This window comes from Pseudomonas sp. PDM25 (genome assembly GCF_019219045.1).
Lineage (GTDB): Bacteria > Pseudomonadota > Gammaproteobacteria > Pseudomonadales > Pseudomonadaceae > Aquipseudomonas.
This window is the reverse complement of the sequence record NZ_JAHUWL010000002.1, coordinates 356041-374779: the sequence shown is the minus strand read 5'-3', so window position 1 is coordinate 374779 and position 18739 is coordinate 356041. Positions and strand designations below refer to the sequence as shown.

Below are 18739 nucleotides of genomic sequence, written 5' to 3'. Positions count from 1 at the left end.
TATGAGGTGTTTTTATGAGCGAAGCGAAGCATTCCCGCCTGATCATTCTGGGTTCCGGCCCCGCCGGTTACAGCGCTGCCGTTTATGCCGCCCGCGCCAACCTCAACCCCGTTGTGATTACCGGCATACAGGCAGGTGGCCAGCTCACCACCACCGTCGAAGTCGACAACTGGCCCGGTGATGTCGAAGGCCTCACCGGCCCGGTGCTGATGGAACGCATGCAACAACACGCAGAGCGTTTTCACACAGAGATCGTCTACGACCACATCCACACTGCCAAGTTGCAAGAGCGCCCGTTCGAACTCATCGGCGACAGCGGTACTTACACCTGTGATGCGCTGATTATCGCCACCGGCGCCTCGGCGCAATACCTGGGGCTGCCATCGGAAGAGACATTTGCCGGCAAAGGCGTGTCGGCCTGCGCGACGTGCGACGGTTTCTTCTACCGCAATCAGGTGGTCGCCGTCGTTGGCGGCGGCAACACGGCAGTTGAAGAAGCGCTGTACCTGTCAAACATCGCCAAGGAAGTTCACCTGATTCACCGCCGCGACAAGTTGCGCTCGGAGAAGATTCTTCAGGACAAACTCTTCGAAAAAGCCACCAAAGGCAATATCCGCCTGCACTGGAACCAGAATCTGGATGAAGTGCTGGGTGATGCCAGCGGTGTGACCGGCGCCCGCCTGCGGGACAGCCACACTGACGAAACCAGTGAATTGCCGCTGACCGGCGTGTTCATCGCTATTGGCCACAAGCCCAACACCGACCTGTTCGAAGGCCAGCTGAAAATGCGTAACGGCTACCTGCTGGTCAAGGGCGGCAGCGAAGGCGATGCTACCAGCACCGAAATCCCGGGCGTATTTGCCGCCGGGGACGTGGCCGATCACGTTTATCGCCAGGCCGTCACGTCTGCCGGGGCCGGTTGCATGGCCGCGCTGGACGCCGAGAAGTATCTCGACGACATTCCAGTCATTTGACGGCACACTTCACGGTGGGCCCACCCGCCCACCATCGCCCTCCCCTTCTGCAAGCCCGGATGCCATGCTGACTTGGTTACAACGCAACACCCTGACCTTCCCGCCCCTGGAAAAAGCCATGCGCGATCCCAACGGGCTGTTGGCTGCGGGCGGGGATCTGTCCGCCGATCGTCTGATTCAGGCCTATCGCCACGGCTGTTTTCCGTGGTTCTCGGAAGGCCAGCCGATTCTCTGGTGGTCGCCGGATCCGCGCACCGTACTGTTTCCCGACGAACTGCATGTCTCGCGCAGCCTGAACAAATTGCTGCGCCAGCAACGCTATCAAGTGACCTTTGATCAGGATTTTGCCGCGGTCATCCGCGCTTGCGCCGCGCCTCGGGATTACGCCGATGGCACCTGGATCACAGAAGCCATGCAGAACGCCTACCTCGAGCTGCACAGGCGTGGCTACGCCCATTCGGTGGAAGTCTGGGACCAGGGTGAACTGGTCGGCGGGCTCTACGGCCTGGCGATGGGTCAGCTGTTTTTCGGCGAGTCCATGTTCAGCCGCGCCGACAACGCCTCGAAATATGGCTTTGCCACGCTGGTCCGACATCTGAAAGACTCAGGCTTTGTGCTGATCGACTGCCAGATGCCGACCGACCATCTGCACAGCCTCGGCGCCCGAGCGATTCCCCGCCGCGAGTTTGCCGACTACCTTGCGCAGCATCTGGACCAACCCAGCCGCGCAACCTGGGTTTGCTGAGCGACTTTTGCGCGCGTGGCTTACACTTAATTCAAAGCTTATCCCGAGGGTTGATCATGACCGAGTTGGCGCGTTTGAAGTTTTATGCCACTCAGCCCCACTCTTGCAGTTATCTGCCCGAGGAGCAGGCCACGACCTTGTTCCTCGACCCTAGTCAGCCCATGGATGTGCATGTCTATGCAGACCTGTCTGAAATGGGTTTCCGTCGTAGCGGCGATCATCTTTACCGGCCTCATTGCCAGAATTGCAATGCGTGCGTACCGGCGCGTATCCCTGTGGCGCAATTTTCGCCCAACCGCCAGCAGAAACGCATCTTCAAACGCAACGTCGACCTGCAGGTGCGCCCTGCCAGGCCGCAATTCAGCGAAGAGTATTTCGACCTTTATCAGCGGTATATCGAACAGCGTCACGCCGATGGCGATATGTACCCGCCGAGTCGCGATCAGTTTGCGACGTTCCTGGTACGTGACCTGCCGTTTTCCCGATTCTACGAATTCCGCCTCGAAGGGCGACTGGTGGCGGTGGCCGTCACCGACTTGCTGCCGAACGGTCTGTCGGCCGTTTACACCTTCTACGAGCCCGCTGAAGAACGCCGCAGCCTGGGGCGCTATGCGATCCTCTGGCAAATCGCCGAGGCTCAGCGTCTGGGACTGGAGGCCGTCTATCTGGGCTATTGGATCAAAAACTGCAAAAAGATGAGTTACAAGACTCAATATCGCCCTATCGAACTGCTGATTAATCAGCGCTGGGTCATCCTGAACTAGAGCAAGCCGTAAACCCCTTGGCTTAAACCCCATTTTTCGGGCACAATGCACGCCGCTTTTGCCTGGCGCAGTTGCACCGGGCCATTCATTGGACACCGAGGGCTTTACTGCATGTCGAAAGAAGACAGCTTCGAAATGGAAGGCACTGTCGTCGACACCCTGCCCAACACCATGTTTCGTGTGGAGTTGGAAAATGGGCACGTCGTAACCGCGCATATCTCCGGCAAGATGCGCAAGAATTACATCCGTATTCTTACCGGCGACAAAGTGCGCGTCGAGCTGACGCCCTATGACTTGAGCAAAGGGCGCATCACTTACCGCGCTCGCTAATCAAGTCAATACAAAACGCCCGGTTTATGCCGGGCGTTTTTGTTTGCGGATTTTGATGCCCCCTCCAATCCCACAGGGGTTTGAGGCACATCCAGCAGACAGCAAAAAGGCGCCTTTCGGCGCCTTTTGCTTTCTTGCGAAACTGTCAGGCCATTTCAGCCGTGGTCTCGAAGTCGAAGGTCAGCTCGCCGTCCTTGAGATCGATGTGAACCACACCACCATGGTCGGCCAGTTCGCCAAAGAGGATCTCTTCCGCCAGCGGACGCTTGATCTTGTCCTGAATCAAACGCGCCATTGGTCGAGCACCCATCGCCGAGTCGTAGCCGCCTGCTGCCAGCCAGCTGCGCGCCGCGTCCGTCACTTCCAGCTGCACGCGCTTGTCTTCCAGCTGCGCCTGAAGCTCGGTAAGGAACTTGTCCACCACGCTTTTGATGACCTCATGACTGAGGCGACCAAACTGGATAATGGTGTCCAGACGGTTACGGAACTCTGGCGTGAAGCTCTTCTTGATCACTTCCATCGCATCGGACGAGTGGTCCTGATGGGTGAAACCGATCGAAGCACGAGCTGCCGTTTCGGCACCGGCGTTGGTCGTCATGATGACGATCACGTTACGGAAGTCCGCCTTGCGCCCGTTGTTATCGGTCAGCGTACCGTGGTCCATGACCTGCAGCAGCAGGTTGAAGACTTCCGGATGCGCCTTCTCGATCTCATCGAGCAACAGCACGCAGTGAGGCTGCTTGGTGATGGCTTCGGTCAGCAGGCCACCCTGATCGAACCCGACATAGCCTGGAGGCGCACCGATCAGACGCGAAACGGTGTGGCGCTCCATGTACTCGGACATGTCGAAACGAACCAGTTCGATGCCCAACGCCTTGGCCAGCTGACGTGCCGCTTCGGTTTTACCGACACCGGTAGGCCCTGCGAACAGGAACGAACCGACTGGCTTGTCAGGAGACTTGAGGCCGGCACGGGACAGTTTGATCGCGGTCGACAGCGAGTCGATTGCGGCATCCTGACCAAATACTGTCAGCTTCAGGTCACGCTCAAGGTTACGCAGCAGCTCTTTGTCGGAGCTGGTGACGTGCTTAGGCGGAATCCGCGCGATTTTCGCGACGATGTCCTCGACTTGAGGTACTTCGATGCGTTTCACGCGTTTCTCGATTGGCTGCAGACGCTGGTAGGCGCCCGCCTCGTCGATAACGTCGATGGCTTTGTCCGGCATGTGCCGGTCATTGATGTAGCGCGAGGCCAGTTCAGCAGCGGCGCGCAGGGCTTCATCGCTGTATTCGATGTTGTGGTGCGCTTCGAAACGACCTTTCAGGCCGCGCAGGATGCCAATGGTGTCTTCCACCGAAGGTTCCGACACATCGACCTTCTGGAAGCGCCGGGCCAGAGCACGGTCCTTCTCGAAAATCCCGCGGAATTCCTGGAACGTGGTCGAACCGATGCAACGGATATCACCCGACGACAGCAGCGGCTTGAGCAGGTTCGAGGCATCCATGACCCCACCGGACGCGGCACCCGCACCAATGATGGTGTGGATTTCGTCGATGAACAGGATCGCCTGCGGACGTTTTTTCAGCTCATTGAGCAACGCCTTGAAGCGTTTCTCGAAATCGCCGCGGTATTTGGTCCCGGCCAGCAAGGCCCCCAGATCGAGGGAATACACCACGCTGTTGGCCAGCAGGTCTGGTACCTGGTTGTCGACAATGCGCTTGGCCAGGCCTTCGGCAATCGCGGTTTTACCCACGCCCGCCTCGCCCACCAGCAACGGATTGTTTTTGCGACGACGCGCCAGGATCTGCGCGACGCGCTCAACCTCCAGCTCACGGCCTACCAATGGATCGATTCGACCCTGGCGCGCGAGTTCGTTGAGGTTGCTGGCATAAGCATCCAGAGGATTGCCTGAAGAAGAAGACTCACCGCCCTCGTCGTCCTGCATATCTTGCTCACCTTCAGAGTGATCGCCATGCCCCGGCACTTTGGAAATGCCGTGTGCGATGTAGTTGACGACATCAATGCGCGCAACGCTCTGCTGTTTCAGCAGGAACACTGCCTGACTCTCTTGCTCACTGAAGATCGCGACCAGTACGTTGGCGCCAGTCACTTCGCGTTTGCCCGAGCTCTGTACGTGAAAGACAGCACGTTGCAGAACACGCTGGAAGCCCAGGGTTGGCTGGGTCTCACGATCCTCGTCATGAACGGGGATCAATGGCGTGGTGGAGTCGATGAACTCCTGCAGGTCGTGCTTGAGTTTGTCGAGGTTTGCGCCGCAGGCACGCAAAACGGTGGCGGCAGCCTCATTGTCCAATAGGGCCAGCAGGAGGTGCTCGACGGTCATGAATTCATGACGCTTCGAACGGGCCTCCTTGAAGGCAAGATTGAGGGTGACTTCGAGCTCGCGGTTTAACATAGCTTCACCTCATACCCAAGTGGTCGGCGATTAACCGTCCTTCTCGATTTCACAGAGTAGCGGATGCTGGCTTTCCCTGGCGTACTGGTTGACCTGCATGGCCTTAGTCTCGGCGATGTCACGGGTAAACACTCCACATACTGCCCGTCCTTCTGTGTGGACGGCCAGCATGACCTTGGTCGCCAGCTCGCGATTCAGGTTAAAAAACACCTCGAGCACTTCGACGACGAAATCCATCGGTGTGTAGTCATCATTGAACAAAACCACCTTGTACATCGGCGGCGCCTGTAAAGCAGGCTTTGCCTCCTGAACAGCAATGCCTGCGGAATCGTCGTCGTGTGAATCAGGGTGATCCTGATTGAATGTTAGTCGAATCTGGCTGATTGCATGCATGGAAAGAAAGGTTCGTCAGTTGTGCAAATACAGTGGTGGGGGCGGCTATGGACGATTTCAACTCCGACTGCCCGGTCACCTTGACTATCGGGAAAACGGTGTTACAACCAATAGAGCCCACAGTGGGTAAAAAAGGTCCGCGGAGTCAATCTTATTTCCAGGAAATGACTGCGGATGAACTGGATGATACTCCAGTGATGGAGTCTGTTGCAGAGGGATATGGGTATGTCAGTCGGCAAGGTGAAATGGTTCAACAATGCCAAGGGGTTCGGTTTCATTAACACCGATGCCAGAGAAGGTCGTGACGAAGACGGTCATCTTATTGATTTCTTTGCGCACTACTCGGCCATTGAGATGAACGGGTACAAGACTCTCAAGGCTGGGCAAGCTGTAAATTTCGAGATTGTTCAGGGCCCCAAAGGGTTGCATGCCGTGAAGATTATGTCCGTCACGACCGAGAACGAGCAGGCCGCCCCTGCCATCCAGCAAGAAACTGTATCGAGTTAATACAACCCGCCATCCAGTCATAAAAAAACCGCCAGAAGGCGGTTTTTTTATACCTATTCGCTTACATATGCGAAATCAGCGCATCACCAAACGCGGACGAAGACAGCAGTTTCGCGCCTTCCATCAAACGGTGGAAGTCATAGGTCACGGTCTTGGCGGAAATCGCGCCGTTGGTGCCCTTGATGATCAGATCAGCCGCTTCGGTCCAGCCCATGTGACGCAGCATCATCTCTGCGGACAGGATCAGGGAACCCGGGTTGACCTGGTCCTTGCCAGCGTACTTCGGCGCAGTACCGTGGGTCGCTTCGAACATCGCAATGGTGTCAGACAGGTTGGCACCCGGTGCGATACCGATACCGCCCACTTCCGCCGCCAGGGCATCGGAGAGGTAGTCGCCGTTCAGGTTCAGGGTCGCGATCACATCGTATTCGGCCGGGCGCAGCAGGATCTGCTGGAGCATGGCGTCGGCGATAGCATCTTTGACGATAACGTTCTTGCCGGTTTTCGGGTTTTTGAACTGCATCCACGGACCGCCGTCGAGCAGGGTCGCGCCGAACTCTTCAGCCGCCACTTCGTAGGCCCACTCCTTGAAGGCACCTTCGGTGAACTTCATGATGTTGCCTTTGTGCACGATGGTCAGCGAGTCGCGGTCGTTGTCGACCACATACTGCAGCGCTTTTCGCGCCAGACGCTTGGTGCCTTGCAGGGAAACCGGCTTGATGCCGATACCGCAGTTTTCGTCGAAACGGATCTTGGTGACGCCCATTTCATCTTTAAGGAACTTGATGACTTTGGTCGCTTCCGGCGAACCGGCTTTCCACTCGATACCCGCGTAGATGTCTTCCGAGTTCTCACGGAAGATCGTCATGTCGACGTCGCCTGGCTTCTTGACCGGGCTAGGCACGCCTTCGAACCAGCGCACAGGGCGCAGGCAGACATAAAGGTCGAGTTGCTGACGCAGGGCCACGTTCAGGGAACGGATGCCGCCACCGACCGGGGTGGTCAGAGGGCCCTTGATGGAAACCACGTAATCTCTAACTGCGTCCAGGGTTTCCTGGGGTAGCCAGGTGTCCTGATCGTAAACCTGAGTCGCTTTCTCCCCGGCATAGACTTCCATCCAGGAAATTTTGCGCTCGCCGCCGTAAGCCTTCTTAACAGCAGCATCGACAACCTTGATCATGACCGGGCTGATATCAACGCCAATACCGTCACCTTCGATGAAGGGGATGATCGGGTTGTTAGGAACATTGAGAGAATGGTCCGCGTTGACGGTGATTTTGTCGCCGACTGCTGGAACCTGAATCTTCTTGTATCCCATGCTGAACTCCATTGTTTGGATTGAACATCTGGCTTCGTTCGAGCGTACCCCAGTTAAATCGGCACGCAAACCCTCTGTTCCAACCATCTGCCGCAAAGCTACACAGTTCGCGACGTACAAGCCTGAAAGCAAAGGGAAAAGCGCCAAACTCAAGCACGGTGCAAGACTCTACGCCCCACTCGCCCCTGCGACCTTTAGACCAATGGACGACAATCGTTGCATATGAACCATCGGCAGATTGCCAGCTTCCTATGTATAATGCCGCCCGCTGACCACAGAGTCACGACGGCCGATCTCTCTACTACGAGACTTTGAGCCCGAAAAAGCAGGGCTGTTACCGCAGTCCACCCGCTTGACGCTCGACTGATGCACCCAACATCACCGCGAAGAAATCTCGACATTCGGCTCATGGATGACTTTGAACGAACGCGCTTACCCGGCGCCCCTCGAGTTTTTCTGCGCACGCTTTAGCAAAGAAGAGAGAGTTAATCCGAATATGCCCACCCGCTCGAAGATCATCTATACCTTCACCGACGAAGCTCCCGCCCTCGCCACCTATTCACTGTTGCCTATCGTAGAGGCCTTCACCGCCTCCGCTGATATCGCCGTGGAAACCCGCGATATCTCTCTTGCAGGGCGCATCCTGGCCAGCTTCCCCGAGCAACTGGGTGACAAAGCCGTAGCCGACCACCTCGCCGAACTGGGCGACCTGGCCGTTACGCCTGAAGCCAACATCATCAAGTTGCCGAACATCAGCGCCTCGGTTCCGCAACTGCAAGCCGCGATCAAGGAACTGCAAGCCCAGGGCTTCGCACTGCCTGACTACCCGGAAACCGTGAGCAGCGACGCCGACAAGCTCGCCAAGTCGCGCTACGACAAGATCAAGGGCAGCGCCGTAAACCCGGTTCTGCGCGAAGGCAACTCCGATCGTCGTGCACCGCTGTCGGTCAAGAACTACGCTCGCAAGCACCCGCACAAAATGGGCGCCTGGGCTGCGGACTCCAAGTCCCACGTCGCGCACATGAGCACCGGCGATTTCTACGGCAGCGAGAAAGCTGCCCTGATCGACGCCGCTGACGCCGTCAAAATCGAACTGATCGCTCAAGACGGCACCACCACCGTCCTGAAAGAAAAAACCACCGTGCAAGCCGGTGAGATCCTCGATTGCGCGGTACTGAGCAAAAACGCGCTGCGCAGCTTCATCGCCGCCGAGATCGAAGACGCCAAAGCCAAAGGCGTGCTGCTGTCGGTTCACCTCAAAGCCACCATGATGAAGGTCTCCGACCCGATCATGTTTGGCCAGATCGTTGCCGAGTTCTATAAAGACGCACTGGCCAAGCACGCTGACGTGCTGGCGCAGATCGGCTTCAACCTGAACAACGGCATCGGCGACCTGTACGCTCGCATCAAAGCCCTGCCGGCCGAGCAACAAGCGCAGATCGAAGCGGACATTCAGGCGGTCTACGCCGCTCGTCCGTCGTTGGCCATGGTCAACTCCGACAAAGGCATCACCAACCTGCACGTGCCGAGCGACGTGATCGTCGACGCCTCGATGCCGGCGATGATCCGTGACTCCGGCAAAATGTGGGGCACTGACGGTCAACTGCACGACACCAAGGCTGTGATTCCGGATCGCTGCTACGCCACCATCTACCAGGCGGTGATCGAAGACTGCAAGCTGCACGGCGCTTTCGATCCGACCACCATGGGCAGCGTGCCAAACGTTGGCCTGATGGCGAAAAAAGCCGAAGAGTACGGCTCGCACGACAAGACTTTCCAGATCAAGGCCAACGGCGTGGTTCGGGTTTCCGATGGCGCTGGCCGCACCCTGCTGGAGCAGTCGGTTGAAGCCGGCGACATCTTCCGCATGTGCCAGACCAAAGACGCGCCGATCCAGGACTGGGTCAAACTGGCCGTCAACCGTGCTCGCGCAAGCGCCACTCCAGCGATTTTCTGGCTGGACCCAATGCGCGCCCACGACGGCGTAGTGATCGAGAAAGTTCAGGCTTACCTGAAGGATCACGACACGTCCGGCCTGGACATTCGCATCATGTCGCCAGTCGACGCGATGGCCTTCACCCTGGGCCGCACCCGCGAAGGCAAGGACACCATCTCCGTGACCGGCAACGTACTGCGCGACTACCTGACTGACCTGTTCCCGATCATGGAACTGGGCACCAGCGCCAAGATGCTGTCGATCGTTCCGCTGATGAACGGCGGTGGTCTGTTCGAAACCGGCGCCGGCGGTTCGGCACCGAAGCATGTTCAACAACTTTTGGAAGAAAACTTCCTGCGCTGGGATTCCCTGGGTGAGTTCCTGGCCCTGGCCGCTTCCCTTGAGCACCTGGGTGTTACCTACAACAACCCTAAAGCGCTGGTGTTGGCCAAGACCCTGGATCAGGCCACCGGCCAGTTCCTGGACAACAACAAGTCGCCATCGCGCAAAGTCGGCAACATCGACAACCGCGGCAGCCACTTCTACCTGGCGCTGTACTGGGCTCAAGCCCTGGCTGCCCAGACCGAAGACACAGCACTGCAAGCGCAGTTCGGCGAACTGGCCAAGACCCTGAGCGAGAACGAAGCAACCATCGTTGCCGAACTCAACGCCGTTCAGGGCAAGCCAGTGGACATCGGCGGTTACTACCACGCCAATGCCGAGCTGATCAGCAAGGCCATGCGCCCGAGCAACACCTTCAACGCCGCGATCGCTGCGCTGGTTTAAGGTTGTAAGGGAACACCACAAACCCCGGCCTCGTGCCGGGGTTTGTGTTTTTGAAGACAACGCAAAACCTGTGGGAGCTGGCCTGCCAGCGATAGCGATTTATCATCCAACATTGATGGTGACTGACTCACCGCAATCGCTGGCGGGCCAGCTCCCACAGTAATAGTGTTGCAACTATTGAAATTTGAGGAATCCTCATGGAGTGGAACCCCCACATCACCGTCGCGACCATCGTCGAAGACAACGGCCGCTTCCTGATGGTCGAAGAATCCAAAGGCGGACGAACGGTGCTCAACCAGCCCGCCGGCCATCTGGACCCGGACGAAACCCTGATCGAAGCCGCCGTGCGTGAAACCCTCGAAGAAACCGGCTGGGACGTCGAGCCGACTGGCGTGGTGGGTATTTACCTCTACACCGCCCCGAGCAACGGCGTGACCTATCAGCGGGTCTGCTTCACCGCAAAACCGCTCAAACATCACCCCGACTATCAGCTGGACGACGGCATCGTCGGCGCAAAATGGCTGACGCGTGACGAACTCATGGCACAGCGCGCAAACTGGCGCAGTGAGCTGATCATCCGCTGTATTGATGATTATCTGGACGGCAAACTCTTCGGCCTCGAACTGATCCGCCCTTCTCTTTAGCCTTGCGGGCTTCGGCCTGTTAGAATCGCGTCCTTTTTAAAGACACTCATTGAATCCCTATGCGTGATCCAGCCCCTTCTGACACACAAAAGAAGCGCGTCATTGTCGGCATGTCCGGCGGCGTGGACTCTTCCGTTTCCGCTCTCCTGCTGATCGAGCAGGGTTATGAGGTGGAAGGCCTGTTCATGAAGAACTGGGAAGAAGACGATGGAACGGAATACTGTACCGCCATGGATGACCTGGCGGACGCTCAGGCCGTGTGCGACAAGATTGGCATCAAGCTGCACACCGCCAACTTCGCCGCCGAGTACTGGGACAACGTATTCGAGCACTTCCTGGCCGAATACAAGGCCGGTCGCACGCCGAACCCGGACATCCTGTGTAACCGTGAGATCAAGTTCAAGGCGTTCCTCGACTACGCCATGATGCTCGGCGCCGACCTGATCGCCACCGGTCACTACGTGCGACGCCGCGACATCGATGGCCGTACCGAGCTGCTCAAGGGCCTGGACCCGAACAAGGACCAGAGCTACTTCCTGCACGCCGTCGGTGGTGAACAGATCGCCAAGACCCTGTTCCCGGTCGGCGAGCTGGAAAAACCCGAAGTGCGCGCGATTGCCGAGAAACACGAACTCGCCACCGCGAAGAAAAAGGACTCCACCGGAATCTGCTTTATCGGCGAGCGCCGCTTCAGCGACTTCCTCAAGCAATACCTGCCGGCCCAACCCGGCGAGATCAAGACCACCGAAGGTGAAGTTATCGGCCGTCATCACGGCTTGATGTATCACACCATCGGCCAGCGTCAGGGCCTGGGCATTGGCGGCTTGAAAGACGCCAGTGACGAGCCGTGGTACGTGCTGATCAAGGACCTGGAACACAACGAGCTGATCGTTGGCCAGGGCAATGACCATCCGTATCTGTTCTCCCGCGCCCTGCTCGCCTCGGACATCTATTGGGTCAACCCGATCGACTTGAGCGAACCGCGCCGGTTGACCGCCAAAGTCCGCTATCGCCAAAGCGACCAGCCCTGCACGCTGGAAAGAACCGCCAACGGCTACCGCGCGACCTTCGATGACCCGCAACGCGCGGTCACCCCAGGCCAGTCCGTGGTGTTCTACGACGGTGAAATCTGCCTCGGCGGCGGCGTGATCGAAGTCGCGGAGCCGTGGACCAGCAAAGGCACTCCTCAAGGCGAGCAGCAATGAGCCCGACTCAGGAGCAACTGACGGCACTGGGCGGCGTGTTCCTCGCCGCCGTGCTGGTCGACAAGATCGCCAAGACCGGCCAGACCGCCGAAGCCGGCCTGACATGCATGCTCGGCAGCCTGCTGATTCGCGACCCCAAGGACACCCTGGAAGTGTACGGCGGCGACGACATCAATCTGCGTGAAGGTTACCGCGCATTGATCGGCGCCCTGGAACGCGACCCAAGCACCCTTCAGCGCGAGCCGCTGCGCTATGCGCTGGCAATGCTCGGCCTGGAGCGTCAGCTGGCCAAGCGCAACGACATGCTCGACGAGATCGGCAAGCGTTTGCCGCAGATTCAATCCCAGGTCGAGCACTTCGGCCCGGCGCACGAAAACGTCATTGCAGCGTGCGGTGCGCTGTACCAGGACACCCTGAGCACCTTGCGCCAACGCATTCAGGTCCACGGCGACATGCGCAACCTGCAGCAACCGAGCAACGCTTCGAAAATCCGCGCCCTGTTGCTGGCCGGGATTCGATCGGCGCGCCTGTGGCGGCAGTTGGGCGGTCATCGCTGGCAGCTGGTGATCAGCCGTCGCAAGTTGCTCAAAGAGCTTTACCCGCTGATGCGCAGCAGCTGAACCGCGCCCGCAAGACCCTTGGTAATTTGTAACGCGTAAGACGCTGGTCAGTTGGCAACGGACCTGCGGATTTTTTCATGTATGATACGCGCCCCATTTCGTTGCCCGACTGTCCGAGAACACCCCATGCAGCTTTCTTCGCTCACTGCGGTTTCCCCTGTTGACGGCCGCTACGCCGGCAAAACCCAGGCCCTGCGCCCAATTTTCAGCGAATACGGCCTGATCCGTGCTCGCGTTCTGGTTGAAGTGCGCTGGCTCCAGCGCCTGGCCGCTCACCCTGGCATTAGCGAAGTGCCGGCGTTCTCCGCCGAAGCCAACGCTGTGCTGAACACCCTGGCGGAAAACTTCGCTCTGGAGCACGCCGAGCGTGTCAAAGAGATCGAGCGCACCACCAACCACGACGTAAAAGCCATTGAGTACCTGCTCAAAGAGCAAGCGGCCAAGCTGCCGGAACTGGCCAAGGTCAGCGAATTCATCCACTTTGCCTGCACCAGCGAGGACATCAACAACCTGTCCCACGCCCTGATGCTGCGCGAAGGCCGTGATGACGTGATGCTGCCGCTGATGCGCCAGACTGCCGAAGCCATCCGCGAACTGGCCATCCGTTTCGCTGACGTGCCGATGCTGTCGCGCACCCACGGTCAACCGGCTTCGCCGACCACCCTGGGCAAAGAGCTGGCGAACGTGGTTTACCGTCTGGAGCGTCAAATCGCTCAGGTCGCGGCTGTTCCGCTGCTGGGCAAGATCAACGGCGCTGTCGGCAACTACAACGCCCACCTGTCGGCCTACCCTGAGATCGACTGGGAAGAGAACGCCCGCGCCTTCATCGAAGACGAGCTGGGTCTGGGCTTCAACCCTTACACCACGCAGATCGAACCGCACGACTACATTGCCGAACTGTTCGACGCGATCGCGCGCTTCAACACCATCCTGATCGACTTCGACCGCGACATCTGGGGCTACATCTCCCTGGGTTATTTCAAACAGCGCACCATCGCTGGCGAAATCGGCTCGTCGACCATGCCGCACAAGGTCAACCCGATCGACTTCGAAAACTCCGAAGGCAACCTGGGTATCGCCAACGCACTGTTCCAGCACCTGGCGAGCAAGCTGCCGATCTCCCGCTGGCAGCGCGACCTGACCGACTCCACCGTATTGCGCAACCTCGGTGTCGGCTTCGCCCACAGCGTGATCGCGTACGAAGCCAGCCTCAAAGGCATCAGCAAACTCGAGCTCAACGCTCAGAAGATTGCTGCCGATCTGGACGCGTGCTGGGAAGTATTGGCCGAGCCAATCCAGACCGTGATGCGTCGCTACAACATCGAAAACCCGTACGAAAAACTGAAAGAGTTGACCCGTGGCAAGGGCATCAGCCCTGAAGCACTGCAAACTTTCATCGACGGCCTGGACATGCCAGCCGCGGCCAAGGCCGAGCTGAAATTGCTCACCCCGGCGAACTACATCGGTAACGCTGTAGAGCAAGCCAAACGCATCTGATCGACCGCTTTACCCTTTTGAGACGCCCGGCAGCGCCGGGCGTTTTTATTCCCGTCTGAAAAGTGCTTTTTTTCAATAGGTTACACATGAATCCTGATATTCCTCTTCAACTTCTGGGTGGCATCACGGCGCGCGAATTCCTGCGTGACTACTGGCAGAAAAAACCGCTGCTGATCCGCCAGGCGATCCCTGATTTCGAAAGCCCGATCGACCCGGACGAACTGGCCGGCCTGGCGCTGGAAGAAGAAGTTGAATCGCGCCTGGTAATCGAACACGGTGAGCGTCCTTGGGAAATGCGTCGCGGCCCGTTCGCCGAAGACGAATTCAGCAAGTTGCCGGAAACCGAATGGACCCTGCTGGTGCAAGCGGTCGACCAATTCGTGCCGGAAGTCAGCGAGCTGCTGGAAAACTTTCGCTTCCTGCCGAGCTGGCGCGTCGACGACGTGATGATCAGCTTCGCCGCCCCGGGTGGCAGCGTCGGTCCGCATTTCGATAACTACGATGTGTTCCTGCTGCAAGGTCACGGCAAGCGCAACTGGAAGATCGGCCAGATGTGCGACTCCGAGAGCAAACTGCTGCCACACGCAGACCTGCGCATCCTCGCCGACTTCGAAGCCACCGATGAGTGGGTTCTGGAGCCGGGCGACATGCTCTACCTGCCGCCGCGTCTGGCCCATTGCGGCGTAGCAGTGGATGACTGCATGACCTACTCGGTCGGCTTCCGCGCCCCGAGCGCCTCTGAAGTGCTGACTCACTTCACCGACTTCCTCAGCCAGTTCCTGACCGATGAAGAGCGCTACACCGATGCCGACGCCCTGCCGGCGGTCGATCCACACCAGATTCAGCACGACGCCCTTGATCGCCTGAAAGCTTTGCTGGCCGAGCACATGAGCGACGAGCGCCTGCTGCTGACCTGGTTCGGCCAGTACATGACCGAGCCGCGCTACCCGGAACTGATCGTCGGCCCGGAAGAAGTCGAAGAAGAAGACTTTCTCGCCAGCCTGGAACAAGGGGCTGTGCTGATCCGTAACCCGAGCGCGCGCATGGCCTGGTCCGAAGTCGATGACGACCTGCTGCTGTTCGCCAGCGGCCAGAGCCGTTACCTGCCGGGCAAACTGCGCGAGCTGCTGAAGTTGATCTGCGCTGCCGACGCCCTGCACACCGATAACCTCGGCGACTGGCTTAGCGACGAAGACGGCCGCGGCCTGCTGTGCGAGCTGGTCAAGCAAGGCAGCTTGGGGTTTGCTGATGAATAAAATCCACGTTCGTGTCGCAGACTGGCAGAAGGACATCGCCGAGATCCGGCGCATTCGTGAGACGGTGTTCATCGCCGAGCAATCCGTTCCGCCTGAGCTGGAATGGGATGCTGATGACGCAACGGCGGTGCATTTCCTGGCCTTCGAAGGCGACTTTCCGATTGGCACCGCCCGCCTGCTGCCCGACGGCCACGTCGGCCGGGTGTCGGTGCTGAAAGACTGGCGCGGCTTGAAAGTCGGCGATGCGCTGATGCAAGCGGTGATCGGTGAAGCCGAGAAGCGCGGACTGAAGCAGCAGATGCTGAGCGCGCAGGTACAAGCCACGGCGTTCTATGAGCGCCTGGGCTTCAGCCTGGTCAGTGAGGAATTCCTGGAAGCAGGCATTCCGCATGTGGACATGGTGCGGCACTCCGTTTGAGACCCTGTGGTGAGGGGATTTATCCCCGTTCGGCTGCGAAGCAGCCGTCAAACCATTGCATGCGGAAAACCTGATACACCGTGGTTATTTTGGGGCCGCTTCGCGACCCAACGGGGATAAATCCCCTCGCCACAGAGAACACCACAAAACGCCCCGCCATCAACCGATGCCGGGGCGTTTTGCTGTCTACGATTCAACTTGCCCCACGCCGGGCCGACAAACTGGCAATATCAACACTTCAAGATGTCGGAGATAACGGATATGTCCCTACGCACCCTGCTCACCACGCTGCTGCTGACCTGCAGTTTTTCGGTCATGGCCGCCACCGAGATCGTGCCTTTGAACTACCACACCAGTGCCGACATGCTGCCGATGGCCCAGGGTTTCATCGGCAAGGAAGGCCAGGTCAGCGCCTATGGCAACCAACTGATCGTCAATGCCGATCAGCGCAAGATCGACGAACTTAAAGCCCTGATTGCGCAACTCGACACCCAACCCAAGCGCCTGCTGATCACTGTCGACACCAACGAAAACAACTTCCAGGGCGATCAGGGTTACTCGGTAAATGGCGCCAAACCGAGCCAGACTCGCATCATCAATCGCAGTACCGACAGCCGTGACGGCGGGATTCAGCAGATCCAGGCCAGCGAAGGGGCGCCGGCACTGATCCAGGTCGGCCAGAGCGTTCCGCTCACCAGCACACAGACCGATTCCTACGGCGATCTGCGAAGCCAGACCGAATACCGCAACGTCACACAGGGTTTCTACGTCACCGCCAGCGTTACCGGCGACATCGTTCACCTCGCAATCAGCACCAATCGTGACCGTATGAGCCAGGAACGTCCCGATGTAGTGAATGTGCAAAGTACCGACACAACTGTCACGGGACGACTGGGTGAATGGATCACCCTGGCCGGCGTAAACCGCCAGACTCAGGCCGACAAACAGGACCAGACCCGCAGCTACTCGACTCAGGGCCGAGATGACATGACCCTGCGGGTGAAAGTCGATACTTTGGACTAAACCACCGAAAACTGACTGATTAGTCGTATTAGACCAAAGATGTAGTGCCATAAAAAAAGCACTACAAAACGTTTGACGATACAAAAAAGCAAAGGCATGATGGCCTCGCTCCCGCTAATCAGGGGCCCTGGCAAGGGCCTTCGAGGCGCCGTTCGCACCTACCCCGCGAGCCGCTTCGTGTCTGTACCGCCCACAAGGTGTGTTTGACGAGGTTGCCGACTGGAACGAAGTTGTCCCGAGGGACGGAAGCGTAATTAGGTAACCCGGCTCCACACTGAAGTTCGTACCAAGGCCCACGACGCCCGAATGCGCTCGACAGTTCGCCCTTACCTGCTCACTTCCCCTCGAGCCCATCGTTCATCCCGTCGCCACCCCCGCCGAATCCGACTTGACCACCTAAGCTTCTGGTCAGCGAGCAGCCTTTTACGCCCCTCTAATTGCGTACTTGGCAGGAGCAGGAATTTTCCACCCAGACCTATGCGACGAGGTTTATCTCCATGGCACTGACACGCGAACAGCAAATTGCAGCCCTCGAAAAAGATTGGGCTGAAAACCCACGCTGGAAAGGCGTGACACGCGCTTACTCCGCTGCTGACGTCGTCCGCCTGCGTGGCTCGGTTCAACCTGAGCACACCTTTGCAAAATTGGGCGCCGAGAAGCTGTGGAACCTGGTAACCCAGGGCGCCAAACCGTCCTTCCGTCCTGAGAAAGATTTCGTCAACTGCATGGGCGCCCTGACCGGCGGCCAGGCTGTACAACAAGTTAAAGCCGGTATCCAGGCGATCTACCTGTCGGGCTGGCAAGTCGCTGCGGACAACAACTCCGCCGAATCGATGTACCCGGATCAGTCGCTGTACCCGGTGGATTCGGTTCCAACCGTGGTCAAGCGCATCAACAACTCGTTCCGTCGTGCTGACCAGATCCAGTGGAAAGCCGGTAAAGGTCCGGGCGACGAAGGCTACATCGACTACTTCGCTCCAATCGTGGCGGACGCTGAAGCCGGTTTCGGCGGCGTACTGAACGCTTACGAGCTGATGAAAAGCATGATCGAAGCAGGCGCTGCCGGCGTTCACTTCGAAGACCAACTGGCTTCCGTGAAAAAATGCGGCCACATGGGCGGCAAGGTACTGGTTCCTACCCAGGAAGCTGTACAGAAGCTGACCGCTGCCCGTCTGGCGGCTGACGTTGCCGGTACTCCGACCATCATTCTGGCTCGTACCGACGCTAACGCGGCTGACCTGCTGACTTCCGATTGCGACCCGTACGACCAGCCATTCGTGACTGGCGAACGTACTCAGGAAGGCTTCTACAAAGTGCGCGCCGGTCTCGACCAGGCCATCGCTCGCGGCCTGGCTTACGCTCCGTACGCCGACCTGATCTGGTGCGAAACCGCCAAGCCGGATCTGGACGAGGCTCGTCGCTTCGCTGAAGCGATCAAAAAGGAATACCCGGACCAACTGCTGTCGTACAACTGCTCGCCTTCCTTCAACTGGAAGAAAAACCTGGACGACGCGACCATCGCCAAGTTCCAGCGCGAATTGTCTGCCATGGGTTACAAGCACCAGTTCATCACCCTGGCCGGCATTCACAACATGTGGCACAGCATGTTCAACCTGGCGCACGACTACGCCCGTAACGACATGACTGCCTACGTGAAGCTGCAAGAGCAAGAGTTCGCTGACGCCGCCAAGGGTTACACCTTCGTGGCTCACCAGCAGGAAGTGGGCACCGGCTACTTCGACGACATGACCACTGTGATTCAAGGTGGCACGTCTTCGGTAACCGCGCTGACCGGTTCGACTGAAGAAGAACAGTTCCACTGATCCGATTCGCCTGAGCAAACGGCCGTTGCGGACCGAATAGAAAGCTAACTGCAACGCCGCACATCTGACGCCCCGACTGGTTCG

The 18739-nt window shown here is 58.5% G+C and carries 17 protein-coding genes; 14 read left to right on the top strand and 3 right to left on the bottom strand.

Going from position 1 to position 18739, the window contains the following annotated elements; translation table 11 throughout:
* Nucleotides 1–14 precede the first annotated feature (14 nt).
* From trxB to infA, 4 genes are all read left to right on the top strand, one after another.
* Nucleotides 15–974, top strand: coding sequence for a thioredoxin-disulfide reductase (gene trxB, locus KW848_RS04185; RefSeq protein WP_218535907.1), 960 nt, complete (start codon nt 15–17; stop codon nt 972–974).
* 64 nt (nt 975–1038) lie between these two features.
* Entirely contained in the window at nt 1039–1719 is a 681-nt protein-coding gene (gene aat / locus KW848_RS04180; protein WP_076027908.1) for a leucyl/phenylalanyl-tRNA--protein transferase, read from the top strand.
* Between the two features lie 56 nt (nt 1720–1775).
* Nucleotides 1776–2483: an arginyltransferase gene (locus KW848_RS04175; protein WP_111448957.1), complete on the top strand. Its 708-nt coding sequence runs from the start codon at nt 1776–1778 to the stop codon at nt 2481–2483.
* A 111-nt stretch (nt 2484–2594) separates the two neighbouring features.
* Complete coding sequence (gene infA, locus KW848_RS04170; protein ID WP_002553999.1) at nt 2595–2813, top strand: translation initiation factor IF-1; 219 nt, start codon at nt 2595–2597, stop codon at nt 2811–2813.
* Between the two features lie 145 nt (nt 2814–2958).
* Here infA and clpA read toward each other — a convergent pair whose 3' ends face one another.
* Together clpA and clpS are read right to left on the bottom strand one after the other, a co-directional pair.
* Nucleotides 2959–5229, bottom strand: coding sequence for an ATP-dependent Clp protease ATP-binding subunit ClpA (clpA, locus tag KW848_RS04165; RefSeq protein WP_008146900.1), 2271 nt, complete (start codon nt 5227–5229; stop codon nt 2959–2961).
* Nucleotides 5230–5259: 30 nt separating this feature from the next.
* Entirely contained in the window at nt 5260–5622 is a 363-nt protein-coding gene (gene clpS, locus KW848_RS04160) for an ATP-dependent Clp protease adapter ClpS (protein WP_027925124.1), read from the bottom strand.
* 225 nt (nt 5623–5847) lie between these two features.
* Here clpS and KW848_RS04155 point away from each other — a divergent pair, with 225 nt between their 5' ends.
* The gene (locus tag KW848_RS04155) at nt 5848–6129 is read left to right on the top strand and encodes a cold shock domain-containing protein (protein WP_111449128.1); all 282 of its coding nucleotides are present in this window, start codon (nt 5848–5850) and stop codon (nt 6127–6129) included.
* A 61-nt stretch (nt 6130–6190) separates the two neighbouring features.
* Here the strand turns inward: KW848_RS04155 and icd are convergent, their stop codons facing one another.
* A complete protein-coding gene (icd, locus tag KW848_RS04150; protein WP_218535904.1) occupies nt 6191–7447 on the bottom strand; it encodes an NADP-dependent isocitrate dehydrogenase in 1257 nt (418 codons plus the stop codon).
* A gap of 496 nt (nt 7448–7943) precedes the next feature.
* Between icd and KW848_RS04145 the strand changes: the two genes are divergently transcribed.
* The 9 genes from KW848_RS04145 (at nt 7944) to aceA (ending at nt 18655) form a co-directional block, all read left to right on the top strand.
* Nucleotides 7944–10169, top strand: coding sequence for an NADP-dependent isocitrate dehydrogenase (locus tag KW848_RS04145; RefSeq protein WP_218535902.1), 2226 nt, complete (start codon nt 7944–7946; stop codon nt 10167–10169).
* 197 nt (nt 10170–10366) lie between these two features.
* Nucleotides 10367–10813 (top strand): NUDIX hydrolase, encoded by a 447-nt coding sequence (locus tag KW848_RS04140; RefSeq protein ID WP_218535899.1) that lies wholly within the window; start codon nt 10367–10369, stop codon nt 10811–10813.
* A gap of 59 nt (nt 10814–10872) precedes the next feature.
* Nucleotides 10873–12018 (top strand): tRNA 2-thiouridine(34) synthase MnmA, encoded by a 1146-nt coding sequence (mnmA, locus tag KW848_RS04135; RefSeq protein WP_218535897.1) that lies wholly within the window; start codon nt 10873–10875, stop codon nt 12016–12018.
* Complete coding sequence (gene hflD / locus KW848_RS04130) at nt 12015–12638, top strand: high frequency lysogenization protein HflD (protein ID WP_008146025.1); 624 nt, start codon at nt 12015–12017, stop codon at nt 12636–12638. The genes mnmA and hflD overlap by 4 nt, the downstream gene beginning before the upstream one ends.
* Nucleotides 12639–12764: 126 nt before the next feature.
* Entirely contained in the window at nt 12765–14135 is a 1371-nt protein-coding gene (gene purB, locus KW848_RS04125; protein ID WP_074878189.1) for an adenylosuccinate lyase, read from the top strand.
* A gap of 86 nt (nt 14136–14221) precedes the next feature.
* Complete coding sequence (locus KW848_RS04120; protein WP_218535894.1) at nt 14222–15391, top strand: cupin domain-containing protein; 1170 nt, start codon at nt 14222–14224, stop codon at nt 15389–15391.
* On the top strand, nt 15384–15809 hold the full coding sequence (locus KW848_RS04115) for a GNAT family N-acetyltransferase (RefSeq protein ID WP_111448963.1): 426 nt from the start codon (nt 15384–15386) through the stop codon (nt 15807–15809). Before KW848_RS04120 ends, KW848_RS04115 begins: the two co-directional genes overlap by 8 nt.
* A 261-nt stretch (nt 15810–16070) precedes the next feature.
* Nucleotides 16071–16832 (top strand): secretin N-terminal domain-containing protein, encoded by a 762-nt coding sequence (locus KW848_RS04110; protein WP_218535891.1) that lies wholly within the window; start codon nt 16071–16073, stop codon nt 16830–16832.
* A 497-nt stretch (nt 16833–17329) separates the two neighbouring features.
* Nucleotides 17330–18655 carry an isocitrate lyase gene (gene aceA / locus KW848_RS04105; protein WP_053121621.1) on the top strand — a complete coding sequence of 442 codons (1326 nt, stop codon included), beginning with the start codon at nt 17330–17332 and terminating at the stop codon, nt 18653–18655.
* The last annotated feature ends 84 nt before the right edge of the window (nt 18656–18739 follow it).

Coding starts and splice junctions, on each gene's coding strand:
- aceA (WP_053121621.1), top strand. CDS start 17,330: ATGGCACTGACACGCGAACAGCAAATTGCAGCCCTCGAAAAAGATTGG.
- mnmA (WP_218535897.1), top strand. CDS start 10,873: ATGCGTGATCCAGCCCCTTCTGACACACAAAAGAAGCGCGTCATTGTC.
- aat (WP_076027908.1), top strand. CDS start 1,039: ATGCTGACTTGGTTACAACGCAACACCCTGACCTTCCCGCCCCTGGAA.
- clpA (WP_008146900.1), bottom strand. CDS start 5,229: ATGTTAAACCGCGAGCTCGAAGTCACCCTCAATCTTGCCTTCAAGGAG.
- purB (WP_074878189.1), top strand. CDS start 12,765: ATGCAGCTTTCTTCGCTCACTGCGGTTTCCCCTGTTGACGGCCGCTAC.
- KW848_RS04155 (WP_111449128.1), top strand. CDS start 5,848: ATGTCAGTCGGCAAGGTGAAATGGTTCAACAATGCCAAGGGGTTCGGT.
- KW848_RS04110 (WP_218535891.1), top strand. CDS start 16,071: ATGTCCCTACGCACCCTGCTCACCACGCTGCTGCTGACCTGCAGTTTT.
- trxB (WP_218535907.1), top strand. CDS start 15: ATGAGCGAAGCGAAGCATTCCCGCCTGATCATTCTGGGTTCCGGCCCC.
- infA (WP_002553999.1), top strand. CDS start 2,595: ATGTCGAAAGAAGACAGCTTCGAAATGGAAGGCACTGTCGTCGACACC.
- clpS (WP_027925124.1), bottom strand. CDS start 5,622: ATGCATGCAATCAGCCAGATTCGACTAACATTCAATCAGGATCACCCT.
- KW848_RS04175 (WP_111448957.1), top strand. CDS start 1,776: ATGACCGAGTTGGCGCGTTTGAAGTTTTATGCCACTCAGCCCCACTCT.
- icd (WP_218535904.1), bottom strand. CDS start 7,447: ATGGGATACAAGAAGATTCAGGTTCCAGCAGTCGGCGACAAAATCACC.
- KW848_RS04140 (WP_218535899.1), top strand. CDS start 10,367: ATGGAGTGGAACCCCCACATCACCGTCGCGACCATCGTCGAAGACAAC.
- KW848_RS04115 (WP_111448963.1), top strand. CDS start 15,384: ATGAATAAAATCCACGTTCGTGTCGCAGACTGGCAGAAGGACATCGCC.
- KW848_RS04145 (WP_218535902.1), top strand. CDS start 7,944: ATGCCCACCCGCTCGAAGATCATCTATACCTTCACCGACGAAGCTCCC.
- hflD (WP_008146025.1), top strand. CDS start 12,015: ATGAGCCCGACTCAGGAGCAACTGACGGCACTGGGCGGCGTGTTCCTC.
- KW848_RS04120 (WP_218535894.1), top strand. CDS start 14,222: ATGAATCCTGATATTCCTCTTCAACTTCTGGGTGGCATCACGGCGCGC.